General features: G+C 58.0%; 17 protein-coding genes. 14 read left to right on the top strand and 3 right to left on the bottom strand.

Annotation, left to right across the window (positions count from 1 at the left end):
* The first annotated feature begins 72 nt into the window (after positions 1 to 72).
* Both ABWP89_RS06320 and ABWP89_RS06315 read left to right on the top strand, forming a co-directional pair.
* Complete coding sequence (locus ABWP89_RS06320; protein ID WP_353227999.1) at positions 73 to 1,380, top strand: dicarboxylate/amino acid:cation symporter; 1,308 nt, start codon at positions 73 to 75, stop codon at positions 1,378 to 1,380.
* Between the two features lie 162 nt (positions 1,381 to 1,542).
* Complete coding sequence (locus ABWP89_RS06315; RefSeq protein WP_353227997.1) at positions 1,543 to 2,136, top strand: hypothetical protein; 594 nt, start codon at positions 1,543 to 1,545, stop codon at positions 2,134 to 2,136.
* Between the two features lie 59 nt (positions 2,137 to 2,195).
* Here ABWP89_RS06315 and ABWP89_RS06310 read toward each other — a convergent pair whose 3' ends face one another.
* A complete protein-coding gene (locus ABWP89_RS06310; protein ID WP_353227996.1) occupies positions 2,196 to 3,398 on the bottom strand; it encodes an AI-2E family transporter in 1,203 nt (400 codons plus the stop codon).
* Positions 3,399 to 3,661: 263 nt separating this feature from the next.
* Here ABWP89_RS06310 and ABWP89_RS06305 point away from each other — a divergent pair, with 263 nt between their 5' ends.
* Positions 3,662 to 4,963 (top strand): UDP-glucose dehydrogenase family protein, encoded by a 1,302-nt coding sequence (locus ABWP89_RS06305; RefSeq protein WP_353227995.1) that lies wholly within the window; start codon positions 3,662 to 3,664, stop codon positions 4,961 to 4,963.
* Between the two features lie 24 nt (positions 4,964 to 4,987).
* On the opposite strand, the gene ABWP89_RS06300 is transcribed toward ABWP89_RS06305, so the two are convergent.
* Both ABWP89_RS06300 and ABWP89_RS06295 read right to left on the bottom strand, forming a co-directional pair.
* The gene (locus ABWP89_RS06300) at positions 4,988 to 5,956 is read right to left on the bottom strand and encodes a PDZ domain-containing protein (RefSeq protein WP_353227994.1); all 969 of its coding nucleotides are present in this window, start codon (positions 5,954 to 5,956) and stop codon (positions 4,988 to 4,990) included.
* Positions 5,957 to 6,265: 309 nt separating this feature from the next.
* On the bottom strand, positions 6,266 to 6,517 hold the full coding sequence (locus ABWP89_RS06295; protein ID WP_353227993.1) for a hypothetical protein: 252 nt from the start codon (positions 6,515 to 6,517) through the stop codon (positions 6,266 to 6,268).
* Positions 6,518 to 7,157: 640 nt separating this feature from the next.
* On the opposite strand from ABWP89_RS06295, the gene ABWP89_RS06290 reads away from it, so the two are divergent.
* The 11 genes from ABWP89_RS06290 (at position 7,158) to ABWP89_RS06240 (ending at position 22,313) form a co-directional block, all read left to right on the top strand.
* On the top strand, positions 7,158 to 7,835 hold the full coding sequence (locus ABWP89_RS06290; RefSeq protein ID WP_353227992.1) for an NnrU family protein: 678 nt from the start codon (positions 7,158 to 7,160) through the stop codon (positions 7,833 to 7,835).
* A 514-nt stretch (positions 7,836 to 8,349) separates the two neighbouring features.
* Positions 8,350 to 8,844 carry a transcription termination/antitermination protein NusG gene (gene nusG, locus ABWP89_RS06285; protein ID WP_353227990.1) on the top strand — a complete coding sequence of 165 codons (495 nt, stop codon included), beginning with the start codon at positions 8,350 to 8,352 and terminating at the stop codon, positions 8,842 to 8,844.
* Positions 8,845 to 9,119: 275 nt separating this feature from the next.
* On the top strand, positions 9,120 to 10,367 hold the full coding sequence (locus tag ABWP89_RS06280) for a hypothetical protein (protein ID WP_353227989.1): 1,248 nt from the start codon (positions 9,120 to 9,122) through the stop codon (positions 10,365 to 10,367).
* A 223-nt stretch (positions 10,368 to 10,590) separates the two neighbouring features.
* Complete coding sequence (locus ABWP89_RS06275; protein ID WP_353227988.1) at positions 10,591 to 12,054, top strand: O-antigen ligase family protein; 1,464 nt, start codon at positions 10,591 to 10,593, stop codon at positions 12,052 to 12,054.
* A 78-nt stretch (positions 12,055 to 12,132) separates the two neighbouring features.
* On the top strand, positions 12,133 to 12,861 hold the full coding sequence (locus ABWP89_RS06270; RefSeq protein ID WP_353227987.1) for a polysaccharide biosynthesis/export family protein: 729 nt from the start codon (positions 12,133 to 12,135) through the stop codon (positions 12,859 to 12,861).
* A 29-nt stretch (positions 12,862 to 12,890) separates the two neighbouring features.
* On the top strand, positions 12,891 to 15,128 hold the full coding sequence (locus ABWP89_RS06265) for a GumC family protein (RefSeq protein ID WP_353227986.1): 2,238 nt from the start codon (positions 12,891 to 12,893) through the stop codon (positions 15,126 to 15,128).
* 434 nt (positions 15,129 to 15,562) lie between these two features.
* Positions 15,563 to 17,560, top strand: coding sequence for an acyltransferase family protein (locus tag ABWP89_RS06260; protein WP_353227985.1), 1,998 nt, complete (start codon positions 15,563 to 15,565; stop codon positions 17,558 to 17,560).
* Between the two features lie 358 nt (positions 17,561 to 17,918).
* Entirely contained in the window at positions 17,919 to 18,692 is a 774-nt protein-coding gene (locus ABWP89_RS06255) for a hypothetical protein (RefSeq protein ID WP_353227984.1), read from the top strand.
* A gap of 170 nt (positions 18,693 to 18,862) precedes the next feature.
* Positions 18,863 to 19,615 (top strand): WecB/TagA/CpsF family glycosyltransferase, encoded by a 753-nt coding sequence (locus ABWP89_RS06250; RefSeq protein ID WP_353227982.1) that lies wholly within the window; start codon positions 18,863 to 18,865, stop codon positions 19,613 to 19,615.
* Positions 19,616 to 19,715: 100 nt separating this feature from the next.
* Positions 19,716 to 20,966 carry a lipopolysaccharide biosynthesis protein gene (locus ABWP89_RS06245; protein WP_353227980.1) on the top strand — a complete coding sequence of 417 codons (1,251 nt, stop codon included), beginning with the start codon at positions 19,716 to 19,718 and terminating at the stop codon, positions 20,964 to 20,966.
* A gap of 129 nt (positions 20,967 to 21,095) precedes the next feature.
* On the top strand, positions 21,096 to 22,313 hold the full coding sequence (locus ABWP89_RS06240) for an O-antigen ligase family protein (protein WP_353227979.1): 1,218 nt from the start codon (positions 21,096 to 21,098) through the stop codon (positions 22,311 to 22,313).
* Positions 22,314 to 22,345: the final 32 nt, after the last annotated feature.

Here is a 22,345-nt window from a genome sequence, read left to right as displayed (position 1 = left end):
TTTTGTACCCTGTTGGTGCCCGCTGTCGTGGGCGATTGCCATCGCACCTAACACCATTACACTAACATTCGCATGAACCAGACACACGGCGATGACAACGCGGCAAATGCTGCATCTGCAAATTCGGGCGGGCTGGTGCTGCCGCCAATCGCGCAAGTGCCGGCGGGGTGGACTTTTGCCGCGCTGGCGATTGGCCTGGGCGGGGGTCTGGCGCTGGCGTTCGCCGCGCCCGGCGTAATGCCGCAGGTGCTGGCTGTGGCCGGCCCGGTGGGTGATCTGTGGTTGCGGGCGTTGCAGGCGACGATCGTGCCGCTGGTGTCTGCGCTGATCTTTACCGGGGTGTTACAGACCGTACGCACCGCCAGCGCGGGGCCAATGGCACGCGCCAGCCTGGGCTGGTTTATGGGCGTGCTGGCGTTTGGCGCGGGCGTTGCGCTGACCGTGCCACCGCTGCTGTTGCGGCTGATCCCGGTGCCGCAAAGCGCGGGCGATGCCCTGCGCGCCAGCCTGGGTGGTGCGGTTCCGGCCAGCCTGCCAGGGATTGCCGATTATCTGCGGTCGATCATTCCGGCCAATGTCATCGATGCGGCGGCCAGTGACCATATGCTGCCGCTGATCCTGTTCATGACCGTGTTTGCGCTGGCGGCGACGCGGCTGGTGCCGGTGCAGCGCGATGCGCTGGCCACGCTGTTTGCCGCGATTGCCGCCGCCATGCTGGTGGTGATTGGCTGGGTGCTGGCGCTGGCGCCGGTGGGCGTGCTGGCGCTCAGCCTGACGGTCGCGGCCAAAAGCGGTCCGGCGGCGGTGGGCGCGCTGGCGCATTATATCGTCATCGTTACCGCATCGGGCACGGTGGTGTGGCTGGCGGCCTATCCGTTTGCAGCGCTGGTGGCGCGCCAGCCGCTGGCCCGGTTTGTGCGTGAAATGCTGCCGGTGCAGGTATTTGCGCTGTCAACGCAATCATCGCTGGCGTCATTGCCGGCGATGCTGGGCGCGTGCGAACGGCTGGGGCTGCGCCCGGCCACCGCCGAATTCACGATGCCGCTGGCCGTCGCGCTGTTTCGTGCGACCAGCCCGGCGATGAACCTGGCGGTGGTGGTCTATGTTGCGCATTGGTATGGCGTGCCACTGACCGCCGGCGCCATGGCATCGGGCTTTGTCATGGCGATCCTGGTGTCGCTGAGCTCGGTCAGCCTGCCCGGCACGATCAGCTTTATCGCCTCGGTCGGGCCGATCGCGCTGGCGATGGGCGTGCCGGTGGCGCCGCTGGCCCTGCTGGTGGCGGTAGAGGTGGTGCCCGATCTGATGCGCACGCTGGGCAATGTTACGTGGGATGTGGCGGTGACCGCAGCGGTCGATCGCGCGCGGGCTGATCCCTGATCGTGTTGCCCGCGCGGGGCAACACGCGGAAAAATACGAGATTCCGGTTGCGTCGCGCGGCCAAACGACGCAAAAACGCGCCCAAGCGGGCTCAACCCGGAATCTGTTTCACAAACCTTGCAGAATGACAGGACGCGGCAAATTCGCGTCGAAAGGGGAATTATGGCAAAGTTTTTTGGCAATCTGAATCTGGTCGTCACGGTGGGCGTCGTGCTTGCGCTGGCGATTATGCTTGGCCTGGACGCCGAATCCTTTGGCGGCACGGCTGCCTGCATCAAGATGACGTTCGTCTGGCTCCACGTGTTCATGGGCGTGCTGTGGATCGGGCTGCTGTACTACCTCAACTTTGTGCAGGTGCCGACGATGCCGTCGATCCCGGCCGAACAAAAGGGCGCGATCACCGGGCATATCGCCCCGCGCGTGTTCTGGTATTTTCGCTATGCCGCGCTGTGGACGGTGATCACCGGGCTGGTTGTCGCCTGGAACGGCGGGTTTCTGGTATCGGCGCTGTCGCTGGCCGAACCGGGCAAGGTGCGCCTGATTGGTGTCGGCATGTGGATGGCGCTGATCATGGCGTTCAACGTGTGGTTTATCATCTGGCCCGCGCAGAAAAAGATTCTGGGCATTGTCGAAGCGACTGCCGAGGAAAAGGCCGTTGCCGCGCCGCGCGCGCTGTTTGCCAGCCGCACCAACCTGCTGCTGTCGATCGGCATGCTTTATGCAATGTCGGCGGCGAACGTGCTGGTCGCCAGCTGAACCTTCGCCCACGGTAAAAGGGTCCGAACGTGGCGCTCCTGTCCGGAGCGCCGCGTTTTTTATGCGTCTTTGCCGTCGTCGTCGTCTTCGCCGGGGTCGGCGGGCTCGGCTGGTTCCTGCAACCGCGCCGGTTCGAACAGCGATTCGCCAAACAGGAACCCGACCAGATTGGGCCGGCCCAGATGGTCGATCAGCGCCGACAGCGTCAGCAGGATCGGCACCGACAGCAGTGCGCCGAGCACACCCCAGACCCAGGTAAAAAAGCTGAAGGAAATCAGAATGGACACCGGGTTGAGCGTAAACCGCGCGCCCAGGATGCTGGGGGTCACCAGATTGGCCTCGATCGCGTGCAGCGCGAGGAACGACAGCGCCGGGATGACCCCGGCGGTCACCGTGCTGGCGGTGCCGAGCCCGACCAGCGCCAGCAGTCCGACCATGGTCAACGGCCCCATATAGGGCAGGAAATTCAACACGAACGCCAGCCCGCCCCACATCACCGGTGCGGTAAAGCCATAATAGCGCGCCCCGGCATAGACGATCAGGCCGACGCCGGCGTTGATCTGCGCAACGGTCAGGATGTAGCTGGCGACGCGGTCCTGCACATCGCGCATCACCCGCGCGATCCGCACCGATGATGAAAAGTTGGCGCGCTCGACCAGCAGGCGCCGGCGCATGCGGATGCGCGATTCGATCATGAAAAAGGTCATCAGCCCGGTCAGCAGCACTTCCAGCACGACGCTGGGGGTCGCGAACGCCAGCTGTTCGATCACCGATGGCCCGGCCAGCGTGACCAGGCGCGGCGGCTGGCCCGCGATCGGCCCGCCCAGCCGGGCAAGCTGGCGGTTGAATTCGCCCACCCATTGGAAATTGTCGCGCAGCTGCGCAAACCGTCGGGTGATTTCGCGCGCCATCGCCGGCACCTGATCGACCATGTCGAACGCCGGTTGCAGGATGACCGCCAGCACCACGATGATCACGCCGATCATCACCAGGATCGCCATGAACGATGCCAGCATGTTGGGCACGCCAAACCGGGTCAGCCGGTCGGCCAGCGGTGACAGCACGATCGACAGCACCAGCGCGGTCACCGGCGGTTGTACCACCACCGCACCCAGGGTCAGGATGAACGGCAGCGCGATGACCAGCCCGGCCATCAGCAGCAGCACGATCGAGGATTGCAGGCGCACCTGCTGGCGGCGCAGCTGTTCGGTCTGGTCCGTTGCGGCGGCGGCAAACGGGGTTATTTCAGCGGGATCGGTCATCGCCGCCGTTGTGCGCCGATGATGCGGCGCGATCAAGTGTGGCAACCGTAGCGGCCGTGCATCGCGAAAGGTTTTCCTGAACGTCGGCGTATGTTGCAGCGCACAATTCTGACCGGCTTTTGCGCCAATACCGATTGCCCTCAGGGCGGTTAATCCGTAGCAGATGGCCGATGGGCCGCCTGCCAGGGGGTATGCGGCCCCTTGCGTTAAACAGTGCGGTGCACGGGCAATCGCCTGCGCCTGCCCGGAATGGATGCGGTGGCATGAAGCTGGTGATGATAGGGTCCGGATATGTCGGGCTGGTGTCCGGGGCCTGTTTTGCCGATTTCGGGCACGAAGTGGTCTGCGTCGACAAGGACGAAACCAAAATCGCCGCCCTGCAATCGGGCAAGATCCCGATTTTCGAACCCGGGCTTGATCATCTGGTGGCGACCGGCGCGGCATCCGGCCGCCTGACCTTTACCACCGAAATCGGTTCCGCCGTCGCTGATGCGCATGCGGTGTTCATCGCGGTCGGCACCCCGTCACGGCGCGGTGATGGCCACGCCGACATGGTCTATGTCTATGCTGCGGCACGCGAAATCGCCGCATCGTTGAGCGGATTTACGGTGATCGTCAACAAGTCGACTGTTCCGGTCGGCACCGGCGACGAAGTTGAACGCATCATCCGCGAGGTGAATCCCGCGGCCGAATTCGCGGTCGTGTCGAACCCCGAATTCCTGCGCGAAGGCGCGGCGATCGACGATTTCAAACGCCCCGACCGCGTGGTTATCGGCGGCGATGACGAACGCGGCCTGGCCGTGATGCGGCAAATTTACCGGCCACTCGCGCTGGGGCGTTCGCCGTTGATCGAAATGAGCCGGCGCGGCGCGGAATTGACCAAATATGCCGGCAACGCGTTTCTGGCGACCAAGATCACCTTTATTAACGAAATGGCGGATCTGTGTGAAAAGGTCGGTGCCGATGTGCTGGAAGTGGCGCGGGGCATCGGGCTGGATAACCGCATCGGGTCAAAATTCCTGCACGCCGGGCCAGGCTATGGTGGGTCTTGTTTTCCCAAGGACACGCTGGCGCTGTTGAAAACTGCGGATGACTATGACGCGCCGATTCGCATTGTCGAGGCGGTGGTTGCTGCCAATGACCGTCGCAAGCGGCTGATGGGGCGCAAGGTGATAGAGGCGGCCGGCGGTGATCTGCGCGGGCGGACAGTGGCAATCCTGGGTCTGGCGTTCAAGCCGAACACCGATGACATGCGTGAAAGCCCCGCGATCGCAATCATCCAGACCCTCCAGGATGGCGGGGCCAGTATCCATGCCTATGACCCACAGAGCATCGAACAGGCGCGCGGCGTGCTGCATGATGTGGACTATTTCACCGACGCCTACAGTGCCATGGCCGGGTGTGACGCACTCGTGATTGCAACCGAATGGGACGAATTTCGGGCGCTCGATCTCGGGCGGATCAAAACCTTGCTGCGCGAACCGGTGCTGGTTGATTTGCGCAACATCTATGATCGCGCTGCGGTCGAACAGCATGGTTTGCGTTATACGGCGGTGGGTCGCTGAAACGGTTCTGAAACCGGGCCCAGGTCATGGCGTGAAGGGTTGCCCCAGCCGGGTTATTTCGTCCTCCATCATGCTTGCGCGTTCGCGTGGAGAACCATGGTTGGGGCTGCGGAATATCCCTGCGTCGATCGATCGCCCCTTGCCGTGGCGCCAGAATTCCGGACCGATGCGGGGGTCGTAACCGGCGTTGGCCAGCAATCGGATGCTGAATCGGTCCGCCTCGTCCTCGGCCGCGCGCACGATTGACAGGCTTTTGCCGAATTGCCCCAGCATGCCGTGATGGACATGCGCGTCGCTGATGCGGTCGCCGTGTTTCAGCACGATGTGCGCCATTTCATGCGCGACAAGCACGGCGATGTCGTTGTCTGGCCAGGGTCCGACCAGGTCGATGCCCACCTGGATCGTGTTGTCGTCGGATTCGGCGATCTGGCCGCCCTCCAGCACCACCTCTGCAGTCATGGCGCAGGCGGTCACCGGCTGCATTTGCACATCCATCCGCTGTCCCGCGCGCAGCAGTCCGATCGCGATCGGTTGACCGGCCGGGGTTTGCCGGATCACCGCCAGCGCGCGGTCACGCGTGGTGGTCGCCGGTTTCGCCTGCGCGGTTACCGGTTCGAAGGTCTGGCCGGCAATTGTCACGATACTGTCGTTGGCGCGGATGCCGGCCTGTTCGGCCGGGCCGCCGGGCACCACGGCCTCAACCGCCAGCGGGGTGTTGAAATCAAACGCGGCCCGCGCCTGGTCACGCAGCGACGGCGGGTATTGTTCCAGCGATTGCAGGATCAGCCCGGTGGCCGATTCGCGTGCATCGCACAGACCGACGTTGGCCAGTGCCAGCCGATGGACAATCGCGGCCAAGCGCAGATCGTCGAAGCGCAGGCGATCCCATGCGTTCTCGACGTGCGTGGCCGGGGCCGGGTTATTGGTGTGGGCACTGGCGCCGGCGGGCATGGCCATCAGCAGCAGCGCGGCGGCAGACAGGCCGGCCAGCACAAAAAGGGCGCGCTCTGCGCCGACCCTGCCCGGTCCGCCTGGGCGCGCCAGGCGTGTGCGGCGGCGGCAAGGCGGTGTCGTGGCCTGGCAATTGATCATCCGAATCGTACCACGCCCACTACAGCCAGGCTGAACCCGCCCGCGGCTCAGCATTCGGTGACATTGATGGATGTGCCGCTGCGATCGTTGATTTTGCAATCCACAACCGCAATCCCGCCAGCATTGGCAGTCACAAGCAAAAGGGCGGGCAACCGAAGTTGCCCGCCCTGTGCAAAGTCATGCTGCGGGAAAAACCCGTGCAGCAAAAAATCACGGATTGCTTTTGGTCGCTTCATCGATCCCGAAACCAGCAGCAGCGCCACCGAGGCCAACGAGAACGAGTGTGCCGGCTTCGGCTGCGTGGCTGCGCTTGCCGGTGTCGAGATGACGACGTGCGCGGCTCAAGTCCTGAATTTTGGCGACCGACGTGGCCGAAGTCGAGGTTGCGGCGGGTTCAGCGAATGCTGCCGTCGCGGAGAGAAGAGAAATAACCGCGCTAGCGGCGATGAGCTTACCGAACATATGCCGACTCCTTTACTGTTGCTACAATTACTAAGCTAAATCCCCTAGGCCATCAAGCACTTTTTTGCACTGCAGCTAAGCAGCTTCTGCGCCTTCGGGCCGCGCGCTTTGGCGCCCATTGACCAATGTGTATACCTGAAGCTCGGGTAGTCAATGAGAAATAGTCCAAATATTTCAGTGTTTTGCAGGGTTTGGCCTGTGTCCATGTTGGACGAAGTCGGGTGGTGTGGTTGCCCGGGATTGTGGCCTGCGGCGCTAGTGCCCGGTCGGATGGCGACTGGATTCGATCGCGCCCTGGCGCGTGAAATTGTGCGTGTTGAACCGGATCAAACCCCGTCAAATTGCGACTATGTGCGTTTTCGAAGAACGCTTATTAATTGTTTTAATTGTATTTTTTGCAGAGCCTGGAGACCGCTCTTTACTCTGGAGCTGTGAACTGCAAGAGCAGGCGCGCGCTCGCCTGCGACCGGCTAGGTACGTCATCTTGCGTAGTATGGACCGAAATGCGGATCAGGACGACAGTCCTGCGCATGTTCGGGATTTTCCATCCCGCGCGATGTTCCTTGATGCAGGTCCATGGAACTTTTACGCTTGGAACATATCCTGTGCAGGTGCTGATTCTGAAAGGTTACCGAAACGGATGCCGTTGTTGATCTTGTTCGCCGCGATTGCCGCGTTTGTCGCTGGCCATTTTTTGCTTTCACATCCCCTGCGTGATGCAGCAGTGCGCACGTTTGGCGAGCAGGGATTCCGCTTTGCCTATTCGGCAATTGCCGTCGTGCTCTTGCCGCTTGCGTTTATCGCATTCCGTCGAGCGCCGCACGTGCCGGTGTTATGGGATCATGGGCACCCGTTGATCGGCCTGGCCTTTGACGTCGTGACATACATCTCGGTGGTGTTGTTTACGGGGTCATTGTTCGGCAATCCGGCGCGATACAACCGCAATCGTGAACTGATGCTGGAACAGCCGCCACGCGGGACGGTGCTGATGACCCGGCATCCGATGATGTTTGCGTTTGCCCTGTGGTCGATCGCGGAAATTGTGCTGGTCCCGGCTGCGCGCCAGGCCATTCTGTTCGGAGGCATTGCGATTTTTGCGATCGCCGGGGCTGCGCTGCAGGATCGCAAGCTGTTGGTGTTGTTTGGCAAAGATTGGCGGCTGTGGATGGAGCGCACGCCGTTCTGGCCTGATCCGCGCAGGATCACGGCGCCGGGCCTGAACTGGTTGTTCGCGCTTATTCCGTGGCTGATTTTGACTTGGCTGCACACCCATTTGGGGCAGGAACCGGTGGGCATCTGGTTGCTTGAAACGAAATGACTTGTGCGGGCGGATGCGCGCACGATGCGTGCAAATCCACCCGCGATTCGGACGGTCGGAGCCGCGCGGTTCTGTCGGCCAATGAGATCACCGCCCCCGCAAACGCGGCCATGCATCAGCGGCTTTGATTGCGTTGGTCCTGTCACCTTCTTCGAAGTGTGCCTCTGCAGCAAACTCTACCAGTTTTGCGATCAATGCAGTTGCGCGCGTGTGCCGCGGGGGTGACGCCCATCGCCGGAAGGCGTGGCGGTTAGCATTTGAAATACCATGAATGTTTTGCGGTTGGACGGCGAGTCGTGACATTAGGGAGCCGGACCGGTTGGCAACCCTAAGTATTTTGTGCTATGCAGCATGCAATCAGGTGTGCAACGGCAACAGGCTAAAGGCCGATGCTGGTGTACAGTGGGTTTAGCGGGGTTTGTGCATGCGTTCCTGCCATTATTCGCCGTCTGCCACAGCGCCGCTGCGTTCGCCTGTGGAGCGTTCGCCATCCGCGCAACCAGTGGGCTGGCCAGTGGGCTGGTTTGTGGTTGAAACGCTTCCCGGGCGAGAGGCGATTGCGGTACAGAATTTGAAGTTGCAGAATTTCGTCACCTTCTGGCCGCAATTCGAAAAGGTCCGGCAAGCTGGCCGGCAGGCTAAAATGGTAATGGCCTCGTTGTTTCCGAATTACATTTTCGTGCAACTTGACATGGGGGCGGGTCGGTTGCGTTCGATCAACGGCACCTTTGGAGTCAAGCGGTTGCTTTCCAACTTTGGCGGGCGACCGTCGCCGATCGCGCAGCCAATCATGGCCCACCTGTTTGCACGGTGCGAACGGGGCGGGATGACGCACCAGCTCGCCTCCTATGAACAAGGCCAACTGGCACGGGTGGTGGCGGGCCCGCTGGCTGACAAGATTGTTTTGATAGAGCGGCTTGATCCGATCGGCAGAGTGTGTGTTTTGATGGAGCTGCTTGGAACGACCGTAACTGTGTCGTTACCGACGAAATTGCTTGTTCCACATTGACGACATCCTGTGGATATTGCTTTCATTGTGTATTGTTAATTTTAATTGCTTATCATCTTCGGCGTGTATAAGTAAGTATGTTGTAAAGTTATTGAAATATTTTTGAAATCTTCGCGTTTTAAGCGTAGCGGCTAAGGGCGTGAACGCAATTTTTTGTTGAAGTACCGCCGTTGCGCGGCATTTGGTGGATTTGAGGGTTGGTATTGGCTATGGGCGGGCAACCCATAGTGCGGTAGCTATGGCGCAATACGCCTGCAACGGTGTATGACGCGTGGATGAAAGGTCGTACTATTTCCGCCAGGTCGTCCATGCATTGGTTCGTGCGCGCAGCCGTTTTGCTGTGTTGTACCGTCGCCGCCTTATTGTCGTGTCGTGACGCGTCTTTGGCATACTGGGCGAGCAGGTTGGGGGAGTCTTTGGAGGCGGGGCATGCCCATTTCGCCATGCCGGCCTGGGCTGCGCAGTCAACCCAGGTGCAATTGATCAACGACCAGCACGCGTTATGGATGGAGACGCTGCCCGATAGTGCGCTGCCCAGGGTGGCGGACAATGCGCGGGCTGAACTGGTGCGCGAACCTCTGGAGCCGTCCGCGCTGTACCAATTGGGCATGTTGGCCGAACGGCGCGCCGCAGGAACCGGAAGGCCGCTGTTCGAACTGGTTGAACGCGTGACCCGGCGCGAAGTCCCGAACGAGCTCGAATTGGAGGGCCTCGCGGTGCAGCGCGCAGACAACGCCGCTGCCATCGCGCATGTTGATCATGCCGTGTTGTATGTGCCGGCACTCGGTGACCAGATTTTTCCTGCGCTTGTGCCGGCGATTGCCGATCCGGCAATTCTAAAGATCATCATGCGCTATGCCGATCGTCCCTGGTATTATGGGTTCATCCGCCAGGCTATCGACCAAGGTGGCGACCCGGATGCGATAACCGGGCTGATTCGGGCCGGTTCCGGCCATCTGCAAACGATGTACATCAATGAGCTCAACGCCAGTCTGATCAGCGCCCTGATCAATTCCGGCAATATCGGAGCGGCCCGGCGTATATCCGGCGGTCTTGCGCCGGACATTCGCAAGGGCTTGGGTGAAATGGGTTTTTCGCAGATAGCAACCAACCCGCACCTGACCCCGCTCAGCTGGACAATTGACGGACGCGGCGGGATCAACACAAGGCTTGAAGAAAGCGGCACGCTGGCGGTAACCGCCGGGCCGGAACAGAGTGGCCTGGCTGCATCGCGGGTGACCATGTTTGCGCCTGGGACTTACGCATTCGTTCAGACGATCGTCCACGATGCTTCCACGCCAAGGGCAGGGATTGTCTGGGATGTGCTGTGCGCCGGGCAGGCGCAACAGGTGATCTGGCATCAACCGGTCAGCTTTGGTCAATCGGGCCGCACCACGACGCGCGCCACCGTGATTTTCCCCACAGGCTGTGACGCACAGGCGTGGCGTCTGCAGGTGGTCGGTGCCGATGGTGACGAGCCTTCTACGGTCAGCATCACCAATCTTGCAGTGCAGGCACAGTGATGCGGTCGACTCCGGAATACGGGATATATCGCCCATGAATGCTTCGACGGGCAAAACCGGCAGGCGATCACGGTCGCGGTCACAGTCATGGTCACGATCGCGCGGTCGGGCAATCCTGCCACAGCTAGGGCGCCTTGCCGATCTGTTTGGCCAGGCCAGGTGGCAGTTCTGGTTGCTGGCGGGGTTTTTGTGCGCAGTATTTGCGCTGGGTGGAACCTCGCGGATGGACAGTGCCGAGCTGATCGGGTTGCGGCCGTTGTCTGCTCTGGTGCTGGGCGCAGGATGCATGACGCTGCAATGGCAACAGATCGTGCGTCTTCGGTTTCTGTTTGCACTGGTACTGGTCTGTGTCGTGTTGCCAATGCTGCAACTGGTGCCCTTGCCCCCGCATATCTATGCTGCGTTGCCGGGCCGCACCCTGATCATCGCGATCGATCACGCGGTTGGCAATTCGGCCATCTGGCGCCCGTTCAGCATGTCGCCAACGCGCACCTGGAATGCACTGTGGGCGACCATGGCGCCCGCCGCGGTGCTGGTGCTGGGGGCACAGCTTGGTGCAGCAGACTTGCGCCGGTTGCTGCCCGTGGTGCTGGTGCTGGGGATGATCAGCGCGGGTCTTGGCATCGTGCAGATGGTCAGCGATCCGCACAGCCCGCTCTATCTGTATGAAACCACGACCGCAGGAATGCCGATTGGGCTGTTTGCGAATCGCAACCACCAGGCTGTGTTTCTGGCTACATTGCTGATCATGCTGGCGACGTGGGCGGGGTGGTCGGGGCAGCGCGCCGGCCGCACCGGGCGTTCCGAAACGTTCGCCAGTGATGTCCAACCGACAACGCAGGCGATGCGCGACCGTGCGGGCGAATCGGGAATAAAACGTCGCAAGTCCGGTCCGCGCCTGGGCGGTACCATGCGCGCAAGCATTGCTGCGTTGCTTGGTGTGGTGCTTTTGCCGGTCATTCTGGGCACGGGCTCACGATCCGGTCTGGCCATGACGGTGGTCGCCTGTCTAAGCCTTCCGCTGGTATATCGCGGCCGACGTGGAGCCAATAGTCCGTCCGGGGCAAAGACTGACCCAAACAAGGCTGCGCAGCATGGCTGGTCAGGCATAATCGCGCGCGGACGGCAGATCGTCCCGTACATGGCCCCGATCACCGGTCTTGCCATCGTTGGCACCGCCGTCTGGCTCGGTCGCGCAGAATCGGTAAATCGGTTGCTGGAGCAAGACGCGAGCCAGGATTTACGGTTTCAGATGCTGCCCGTGGCGCTTGGCATGGCTGGGCATTTCTGGCCTTTAGGCAGTGGCGTAGGCACTTTTTTGCCGGTATTCCGCACGTTTGAACCGGATAGTATGCTATCGCCCCGGATCATGGCGCAGGTGAACAATGACTGGATCGAAGTGGTAACGACAGCAGGATTGCCGGGCGCGCTGCTGCTGCTCACGGCTGTGGTGCTGTGGGTGGTGCGCGCCCGCACCGTCTTGCGGTCGGATCAATCCGAATTCCGCTTTGCCAGGCTTGGCCTGCTGGTGAACCTTATCTTTGCGCTGGCGTCGGTTACCGATTATCCAGCACGGGTCCCTGCCATTTCGTGCTTGATTGTATTGGCCGCATTGTGGTCTGTCGTACAGGATGATTACGGAGTGTTTATACGGGGTTCAGATCCTCAGGGCGGTCGCATTGCATAATATGCCGCCGCGCATAATTTCACGACTCACGATTCGATTGTCACTCACCCCCCTTTTTTCAGGCAGGTTGGTTTTTACATGAATTCCAACGTATTCAGATTTCGTCATATCGCTCTCGCCACGGTCTTTCTGTTGGGGGCATGCGCCCATGCAGTGCGGGTAGGCGGCGATCCCAGCATCACACCGGTGGAGGGGAACGCCCTGCCAGTGCCGACCCGGCAGGACGGATCACCGCAGGAACGGCCCTATCTGCTCGGCCCATTCGACAAGCTGGAAATCAGCGTGTTTGGCGTTCCCGAACTGGCCAAGATCGATGTCCAGGTTGATGCCAGTGGGCGCGTGTCGTTTCCGCTGGTCGGCATGGTCGCAGTGTCTGGGCAGACCCCGCATGAGGTTGAACTGGCGCTCGCCGACGGTTTGAAGAAAGCATATATTCGCAACCCGCAAGTTACTGTCAATGTTCTCGAAACACTCAGCCAGTATGTGACAGTTGACGGCGTCGTGAACAAGCCTGGGCTCTATCCGGTGATCGGGCACATGACGCTGTTACGGGCGATTGCAACGGCCTCTGGCACTACCGAATTCAGCCGGCTTGACGATGTGGTCATCTTCCGCACGGTCGCCGGGAAACAGTATGCTGCATTGTATAATCTTAAAGATGTGCGGCACGGCGCATATCCCGATCCGGAGATCTTTGCGAACGACGTGGTGGTGGTTGGCGACAATCACGCCCGGCGCTTGTTCAAGGATTATCTGACGACCGGGTCGCTGCTGGCCGGCCCATTGATCCTGTTGCTGCGCAAGTAATAATTGATATTTCATTGGAAAAAATGAAAATGGTAACGACGATTGACCAAGATAGCTACGAACAGAACAATTCTGTTCCGCCGTCAGATCGCCTCGACCTCGAAAGTTTCATGGAAACCGAGGAAAATGAGCGTCTTTTGCCGCCAGTACTGTTGCAATACTGGCACACGATGCTGCGCTGGCGGCTGGTATTGATCAGCATAATCGTTGCCAGCCTGGTGGCCGGAGTGGTGGTTACGCTGCTTATGCCGCGCAATTACACTGCGAAAACCCAGATTGAAATCAATCGCCAGCAGAAAAAGGTGACCAACGTCCAAAGCCTTGATGCGACGGAAAACACCCAGGATCTGGAATTTTATGCGACGCAATATGCTTTGCTGAAATCGACCTCGCTGGCTGACCGGATTTCCAAAAAGCTGCACCTGGTTGATCGCCCGGAATTTTTTAGCGCCGAAGGCTGGAAAATGGCGGACAGCCGCGATGATCGCGAACGCGATGCGATGAAGTTGTTGCTCGACAATGTCTCGGTGGAACCGGTGAAAACATCGCGGCTGGTTGATGTGTCGTACACCAGCCGCTCACCACAGCTATCAATGGAAATCGCCAACACCTGGGCCCACGAATTCATTGGCGCAACCACCGATCGAGAATTCGAATCGACTGCACAGGCTCGTGAGTTCCTGGAAGGGCGGCTGGTCGGCTTGCGTCAAAAGCTTGAACAATCCGAACAGATGGCGGTAACTTACGCATCAAAAAATAACATTATCTCGCTGGAAACCCAGCGTTCGGAAAGCGGCCGGACCCAAAGCGGCAAGACCTTGACGGCGTCTGACCTCGATCTTTTGAACACGGCGTTGATAGCGGCGCGGGCGGACCGCATCGCGGCTGCGAGCCGAGCCATGCCGGGGCGCGCAGATGTTGGTGCCGATGTGCTGACCAATCCTGCGATCGGCACGATGAAGGAACGACGCGCCGAAGTGGCTGCGGAATACGCCCGCGTGCTGACCCAGTTTGAACCGGGCTACCCGACAGCGCGGGCCTTGAAAGAACAAATTGACGAACTCGACGTGTCGATTGCCAAGGACACCAACCGCTTCACCGCCGAACGCAAGCAATCCTATGCCGAGGCGCTGGCGCGGGAAAAGGATCTGGAGCGGCAGTTCAATGCGGCCAAGGCCCTGTTCGACGTGCAAAACATGTCGACCATTCAATACAACATCTTTCAGCGTGACGCGGATACCAATCGTCAACTTTATGATGGCCTGCTCCAGCGATACAAGGAAATTGCCGAGGCTGGCGATGTCGGCGCAAGCAACATTGCTATTGTCGATCGCGCGCTGGTGCCGATCTTGCCGTCATCGCCAAAGCTGATCCTTAATCTTGGCCTTGCTCTGGTTGCCGGCATAGCCTTGGCTTCGATTGCGGTGCTGGCGCTGGAACAGATCGATGAAGGGATCCGCAGCCCGTCTGATATCTGGACGTTGCTGAAACTTCCGCTGCTTGGCAACGTACCACTGATTGAAGGCGATATCCGCGAAGAACTGTCGGATTCGAAATCGATCCTGACCGAGGCCTATCTCTCTATCCGTTCAAACCTGGCCTTTTCCACCAATCATGGCTTGCCTCGATCCATTGCGGTGACCAGCGCACAGCCGAATGAAGGAAAGACGACGTCTGCGCTGGCAATGGCCGAAATCATTGGCCGTACCGGAAAAACTGTAGTGTTGGTGGATGGGGACATGCGCAATCCGTCGATTCATCACATGCTCGACCTGACAAACACGTCGGGGCTTAGCAATCTGCTGGCAGGCGATGAAGATGTGGCTGTGCATGCGCGCGAAACCAGCCGTCGAGGCATGTCGGTGCTGACAGCCGGTCCGCTGCCGCCAAATCCGGCAGAATTGTTGAGCAGTGAACGCATCAGCCTGGTCATCGAGCGGCTTCTGGCGATTTATGACCATGTGGTGATTGACGCTCCCCCGGTGCTGGGCCTGGCCGACGCCCCGTTGATCTGTCGCGCAGTCGAAGGCAGCGTGTTCGTCGCCGAGCCGGGCAGATCGCCTGTCCGTGGTATCCGTTCCGCGTTGCAACGTCTGAAGTTGGTCGGGTCACACATCTTTGGCGTTGTGATCACAAAAATCGACAACAAGAGCAACCAACAATATGGCTATAACTATGGCTATGGTTACGGTTACGGTTATGGTTCGTCAAATTACGGTTATGGCTATATTTACCGCAGTGAAAAACGACCAGAACAAAACACATAGCGGCGTGACCGCAGTTTGTTGCCATCGTCACTTATGATCCCGCTATACGCAAGGATAGCGGGATCAAATTTGGCTTGGTAAGGCTGGACGTTGGGATAGGTTTATTTTCGGCCTGATGGCAGCCAATTCACCAGCAGCGCATTCACCAGCATACCGCTGCGCCGCCACTTCGTGCTGCGTTAGACACTCGCCAACAGCTGGACGGCGGGCATTCTGGCTATGGCTAAGGTGGATACAGCGTCGGCTTATGGTATGGTGCCGGGGCCAAGGTGCTTTAAGCGGGATTGCGAGCCGCCAAGATGAGTATGCTCATGCGAGCGGAGTTCGGCTTCTGGCGAACTGCGACGGTAACTCGGTCGATCCGACGAGCATTATATGGCGCGTTGCGGCATCGGTTTAAATTATTGCAGAAATTAGCTTGAAAGGGACAATACGTGACGAAGTTCCGCAATGATATTACTGGATTGCGAGCAATAGCGTGCGTAGCGGTAGTCGCAAACCATTTCGAGCACCAAATTCTCCCTGGTGGCAATCTTGGCGTTGATATATTTTTTGTGATTTCGGGATTCGTCATTACCCGTTCAATTCAGTCGATCGAAGAAAATAAGTCCCTACCAGATTTTCTAGGTTGGTTTTATGAGCGGCGGTATCGACGGCTTGTGCCTGCGCTGGTCGCTTGTATTCTGCCAGTGTGCGTGCTGTTTTGTCTGGTGAACGCTGCCCCAAAGGAGGGTGGAACGACTGGCTTGTTCTCATTGTTCGGGGCGGCCAATTTTTATTTGTTTTACAAAAGTTCAGATTACTTCGCGGCACCAGTTCAGCTCAACCCCTTTACCCACACATGGTCACTCGGGGTCGAGGAACAGTTTTATCTGCTTTACCCGGTGATTGCGTATGGGTTGTTGATTTGGCGGAATGGACAGTACCAACGCCTGTTTGTGCCGGTCATCGGCGCACTGCTGGCGGCATCGTTCTTGAACTATGCCGTGATTTTGCCACGTAATCCGATTGCTGCATTTTATCTGAGTCCCTTGCGGTTCTGGGAACTGGCAGCCGGATGTCTTTTGGCGCGACTGCCTGAAGATTGGGGCAGGTACGTGCCCCAAGCCCGCTGGGTGATGCCGTTGGCCTTGGCAATGCTCTTCGGCCTGCTCACCATTCCTTATGATGGCGCCCTGTTGCAACTGGCGATGGTGGTGATAACGACGGCCGTTCTCATTGCCTTTGGCGGTGGAGAAACCTATGCTGATCGGCTGCTGCTGCGGGTGCCGTTTCAGTATTTTGGGCGTATTTCATACTCCTTATACCTCTGGCATTGGCCCGTTCTGGCGCTTGCTAGACTGACGTTTGGGGTCACTTGGCAGCTCGCCCCGCTCGAACTTGCGATCATAGTGTTGCTTGCACACCTGAGTTACACGCACGTCGAAAATGCCCCTAAGCGGATTGCGCTTACACAGTCGCCCATGCGCAAGACGGGTTTTGCGTTTGGTTTGCTTGGTGCGCTTGCCGCCATGGTGGCTGTGCTGGTCTATCCATTGGGGGGGCACCTGTATTTGGGTGTAAGGCCGAAGCTTGAACAGCGCGGGCCTTCCTCATTGATGACCGACTTTCGCTCGCCCTACGGTGGCGTATGGTCAGGCGGCAGATGTGTCGTGGAACGTTCAAGCGATATGACCAAAGCCATTGATTTCGACGCTTGCACACTCGGCGGAGACAAAGCGCTGCACCGGCTGCTGGTGATAGGCAATTCATTTACGAGCGCCTTTCTGCGCGGCGTCGCACCAATCGCGGCAAATCCGGACTGGCGTGTCACGGTGCTGTCAGTGCACGGCTCGTCGCCGGGGCCGCATGTGGCAGCCGATTTTGCTTTCCGGGCAGCGAGCCATTATTTTTGGACGCGCATGTTCCCGGAATCGGTAGCGAAATTGCAGAAAGGCGATACGGTTCTGCTGGTTTCGGAACTGACTGACCTACTTGGCGATCCGGGAAAGCCCGCCCGTAAAGAGGCTGTCGTGAGCTATTTCACCGACCTTGAGCGCTTTGCGGTGGAGCAGCGGTCACGCGGCGTGCGGGTGGCTGTGCTTTACGGGGTTCCGCTAATGCGTGAGGCTAACTGCAATCCCGAGCAGGCAACGCCGCAATGGTTCGCCCCGGGCGCCCGAACATGCACCATCTACACCCACGAGGAAACCCGCCTACGGACCGCCGATCTGACAGCGGGATTCGACCACCTGGTCGCGGCTGGGCTGATCGTTCCCGTTGACGTATTGCCGGCACTCTGTCCTGGGCGAACGTGCGAGTTCCGTGCGCCAGACAATACCTTTCTCTACCGTGATGAATATTCGCATGTCTCAGTCGAGGGCGCGCTGCTGACCGCACCCACGATCGCCCGTGATCTTAGTATAGCGCTTCCCAAGCATGCCGCGCGTTGACCATTAAGCTATCTATATGATATTGCGGCGAATGTATCCGCATACCCGGCATTCAGGAACGGGTTGGCGAGGATTGAAATGAGCGTGTTGAGCAGTTACAATTTTGGATATTCATTGTCCGTTTCGCCGCACTATTTTTGGTATGACGGTTCGTTGCGAAGGGATGCGACAATATCCAGGCAAGTGATATTCACTAAGGTGGTGAAAGGCGGGATATTTTGAAATAATGAGCCATGCCTCCGTAATTGCTGGCACGGTTATCCATTTCAGGCCTGTCTATTGAACGAAGCCTGTTTTTGACTATCAAAAAAGAGATAGAAGATTATTTTGTGGAAATTTTGCCAGGGGGTGTCTGAAAATGACGGGGGTCAAAATGATGAAAGTGAATGACGAAAATCTGTATTCTATTAATGTGAAATCTGCTATTTATTTTTCTTTAAAGAAGCTTGTTTTCCAAAACCCGCTTGTTTATTTGTATGCCCGAAAGTTATTTCGTCCAGATGGGCTGGTGACAAAAACTACAAAGCTGGTTATCGAGGGTTACCCGCGCAGCGCCAACAGCTATGTGGAGGCCGCATTCAGGCTTACGAATGGTGATGATGCTGACTTCTGCCATCATATCCACAACGCCTCGATCGCCTGGGATGCCGATAAAAAGGGTGTTCCTTGCATCGTGCTCATTCGCGAACCCATGAAGGCGGTAATTTCCTACCAAAATTATCTGGGGGGCGCAGCGAATCCAAATGCTCTCCTCAAGGAGTGGGTAATTTATTACAAATTCATCAAGGATAAATGTCCCAACGCCATTGTCGTCGGCTTTGATCGCGCAATCAATGATTTCAATTCGGTGGTTGATCAACTGAATAAAAAGCACGGAAGCAATTTTCCGTATCTCGACAGCGGCCAATACAGTTCCGCGGATGTTTTTGCGAAGGTCGATGAGTTGAGCCGAATTCGCGGGTCCGTCAGAAAAACCGAGCCGTATTCTCCATTTGCGGGCAAAAATGCCAACGATGCCTACAAGGATAAATTGCAGCTTTCGTCGTCGGAGATCAGGCAAAAGGTCGACACGCTGTTGCTCGCTCAGGCTGATGAATTATACGCAATCTTTAACAAAAGTGAGGTCGTTTAATGACAAAGGTTGTATAGCTTGATTGCGGTAAAAGAATCAATTTCTATGAAGGCACTGGGATTGTGCTTTTCACGCTTGGGAAAATGATTGCGCTATCTATTTTTTATCTTGAAGTTTAATGATAAATACTTAGCCGCTTTTGCGGTCGTAGAGCTGTTTTGGAGATCATTGTGACCTCAGCCTCCCCACTCAAAACCTACAGCGTGCTGGGTGTTCCTGTTACCATAACGAATCCCGAACACGCTGTTCAGACTGTCGAGGGATGGGCGCGCGACAAGATCGGTCGTTTCGTCTGCATCCGAGACGTGCCCAGCCTGGTCGTTATAAGCGAGGATCCCGATCTCCGGGATCTGCATCATGAGGCGGCGATGATTACGCCGGACGGAATGCCGATCGCGGTTGTGGGAAAGCTGCGCGGGTTGCCGGTAAAGCGGACCTGCGGCGCCGATCTTATGGAGCGGCTGGCAAGTCGGTCCGCACATACAGGTGTTTCCAGCTATTTCTACGGCGGCAAGGAAGGCGTTGCCGAACGGCTTGCAGAAGGTTTTGCGCGCCGGTTTCCCGGCTTCAAGGTCGCCGGCTTTGAATGCCCGCCATTCCGCGCACTGACCGCTGACGAGGATAGGGCGGTTATTGAGCGCATCAAGGCGAGCGGGGCGGACGTCGTGTGGGTCGGGATTTCTTCCCCTAAGCAGGATGTCTGGATGCGTGATCACTACAAACTTTTGCCCCAGACGCTGATCGGTGTGGGCGCTGCGTTCGACTTCCACACTGGTGCGGTCAAGCGCGCTCCGAAGTGGATGCAAATGCTGATGCTCGAATGGTCTTACCGCCTGATGAGTGAACCGCGCAGGCTGTGGAGGCGCTATCTTGTGCTGGCTCCACGCTTCGTATGGAAATGTATCAGCACAGGCGGATATTGATCCTTTGTTACAATCCTTGCAAAACCGTCCGCAACTCAGACTGAGAGAGCTTTTGTCCAGAGGGGGTTATCACGAACCCGCATGGGCATTCGCGAGCCAGGTGGTCACCGCTGCTGCCAATTTTTTCTCCTCGATCATTCTCTTGCGGGCCTGCGGCATTGGTGAATTCGGGCGGTTTTCGCTTGCGTTCATGATCTTGATGATCATTCGCAATTTCGAGATCGCGGTCGTCCTTACGCCGATCTCGTCGATCCTGCCCAAGTTGCGCGGCCAGAGCTCGCTTGCCTACCGCGGCTTTCTGTTGTTCACCGCGTTCGTATTCTGCGCGGTTAGCGGACTGTTCATTGTCGTTGGCCTCGGGCCGCTCGGCAACCTGATCAACTCACCGTGGCTGGGCGACATCGTCTGGCCATTGGTGTTAGCCAACACATTCTCGGTGATGGCCGAATTTTACCGTCGGTATCTGTTTGTGATCGGCCGTTCGTTTCATGCTTTCTCGATCGACCTGTTGCGCTTCTCGAGCCAATTGGCCCTGTTTGGCTACCTTTCCCATAGCCATTTGGCAAAGCTCGACACGCTGAGCGCAATCTACACGCTCACGATCAGCTCGGGGCTCGCTACATTGCTCGGCGCCGCCATCTATGGCCGGTGCAAATGGCGTAAATTGCTCAACGGATTGATGTGGCGACGGCATTTTAATTTCATCGTGTGGATGATGCCGACTACCGTACTCGATAGCGTGCAGAGCGCCGCGCCGCTATTTATCGCTGTCGCTGTGCTCGGAGAGGGGACGCTGGGGCTGGTGCGGGCGACCCAGCAGCTCACCAATGTGCTCAATCTCCCACTCAATGCCATCCAGCAGGTGCTGCCTTCGATGGCCGCGCGTCAGTTCAAAGCCAAAGGGTTTGCCGCTTCGCGCATGTTGATCCGTAAATGTGGCTGGGGAATCGCCGGTCTCAGTGTTTTGCTTGGCATCGGGCTGCTTTTGGTGAGCCCCCTGGTCGCAGTGCTGATCAAGGTTCCCTGGACAACCAATTTCGCCATGCTGCTGGGATTGTTCATGTTGTTGAACTTCGCGCTTTCGATACGGCTTCCTCCTATGATCATGGTGGCGACGGTCGAAGATCCAAGCGCGAACTTCTTCGCATTTCTGGTCGGATTGGTATTCTCGTTTGCTGCCAGCCTTCCACTTATCCGGATGTTTAACGAGCTTGCGGTCCCAATCGTTCTGATCGCGGATGCGGTTGTGGTGTGGGGTGTGCTAAGCTTATGGATAGTATACCATGGCAAGCGCTATGCGCTGTCCCGTGGCGAAATCTCGCATTGGGGTGACGGTGACGTCGCCCGGTAGAGGATCGATTTTGTGAATCAGGCACGTCCCATCTCTGCTTCTTCGCGGTCTTGGCCGGTAACGCCACGCACACGCCCTGCGTCGCGCAAGCCCGCTGATCCTCTTTCGAACAAAAATGTGAAATCCTGGGTGCTGACGACCGGCCTTGTCCTGGCCAACCTCACCATTAGTTTGACTGGTGAAAAAGTTGACGGAAAAGTGCGGCAGACACAATTGTTCACCGCCACCAACGTCCTGGATATTGTTCTCGTCCTGGGAATGACTGCGCTGATATTTGCGATCAAGGCGACGAGTAAAAAGCAGAAAATATTCACACCCCAAACCAATATTACTATCCTTGCATTCCTGTACATGCTGGTTCCCGCCTATCTCACGCGGCACGAATATGGCAGCGGAGCGCTTCTCCAACAGGTATTCTCGATCACAGAATGGATCGTGCGTGTCGCTCTATGCTCCGCGCTACTGAACTATCCCCGCCGCATGACCTTCGACGAATCAATGCTTGTAGTAAGGTATTTTTTAAAGTGGAGTTCTGTACTCTGCGTAGTTATAATTACGCTGCTGACCGTCGTGGATAGAAATCTGACTTTCCTTCCAACCGGTGTGCTGTCGTTCGGTGGCTTTGCTTTGCACCCAAACAAGTTGTCGGTGATGTGCAGCCTGGGCATCATGGCTTGGCTCGATGATACAAAAAGCAAGCAAAGCTATTGGATTGTGCTGATACTCCTGCTTGTAACGGTAGCCACAGGGAGCCGCTCGGGTCTTGTGACGTCGCTTTTCGCGGTGGCCTATGGGCTTATCGGCAGATTTCCGCCAAGAGCACAGCCTATGCTCATGTTCGGCCTGGCGATCGTCAGCATTTTCTATCTGATACTGCTCAGCCTCGGGGTGGGATCGCTGAATGCCGTTTCCGGACGGGACGTTTCGATAACCGACCTCAACAACCGAGATGCCGTCTGGGATGCATCGAAAGTCATGATTTCGATGCGACCCTGGATAGGGTGGGGGTGGCTCGAAGGCCCCGCCCTGATCGGTGACTACATGAACCAGGGCTGGTGGCATGCGCGCAACGCCCAAAACGACTTCATGAATTTCTGGGTTGCCTCCGGTATCGGCGGTTTCATTATCTGTATTGTGATCTACGGCACTACAGCACTGGTTGGTTTCGGGCACGCACGAAAAATTGGCAACCGATTGGTTCTGGGGACTATCATCATCGTGACTGTCAGTGCCGTGTTTGAGCCGATCCTGTCGATGCGAGCAAACATAGTCGGCACTTCGTTGCTGCTTGTCTGGTTGGCGGCGGCACAAAGCCTTAGCCCGCCGAAGAAAAATCACCGCAGCTAGCAATGTTTCGAGGTGATCTGCAGCACATCGGC

The organism is Novosphingobium sp. (genome assembly GCF_040398825.1).
Lineage (GTDB): Bacteria > Pseudomonadota > Alphaproteobacteria > Sphingomonadales > Sphingomonadaceae > Novosphingobium.
Note: the sequence above shows the minus strand (reverse complement) of the source record. Positions and strands in the feature narration are given on the sequence as shown.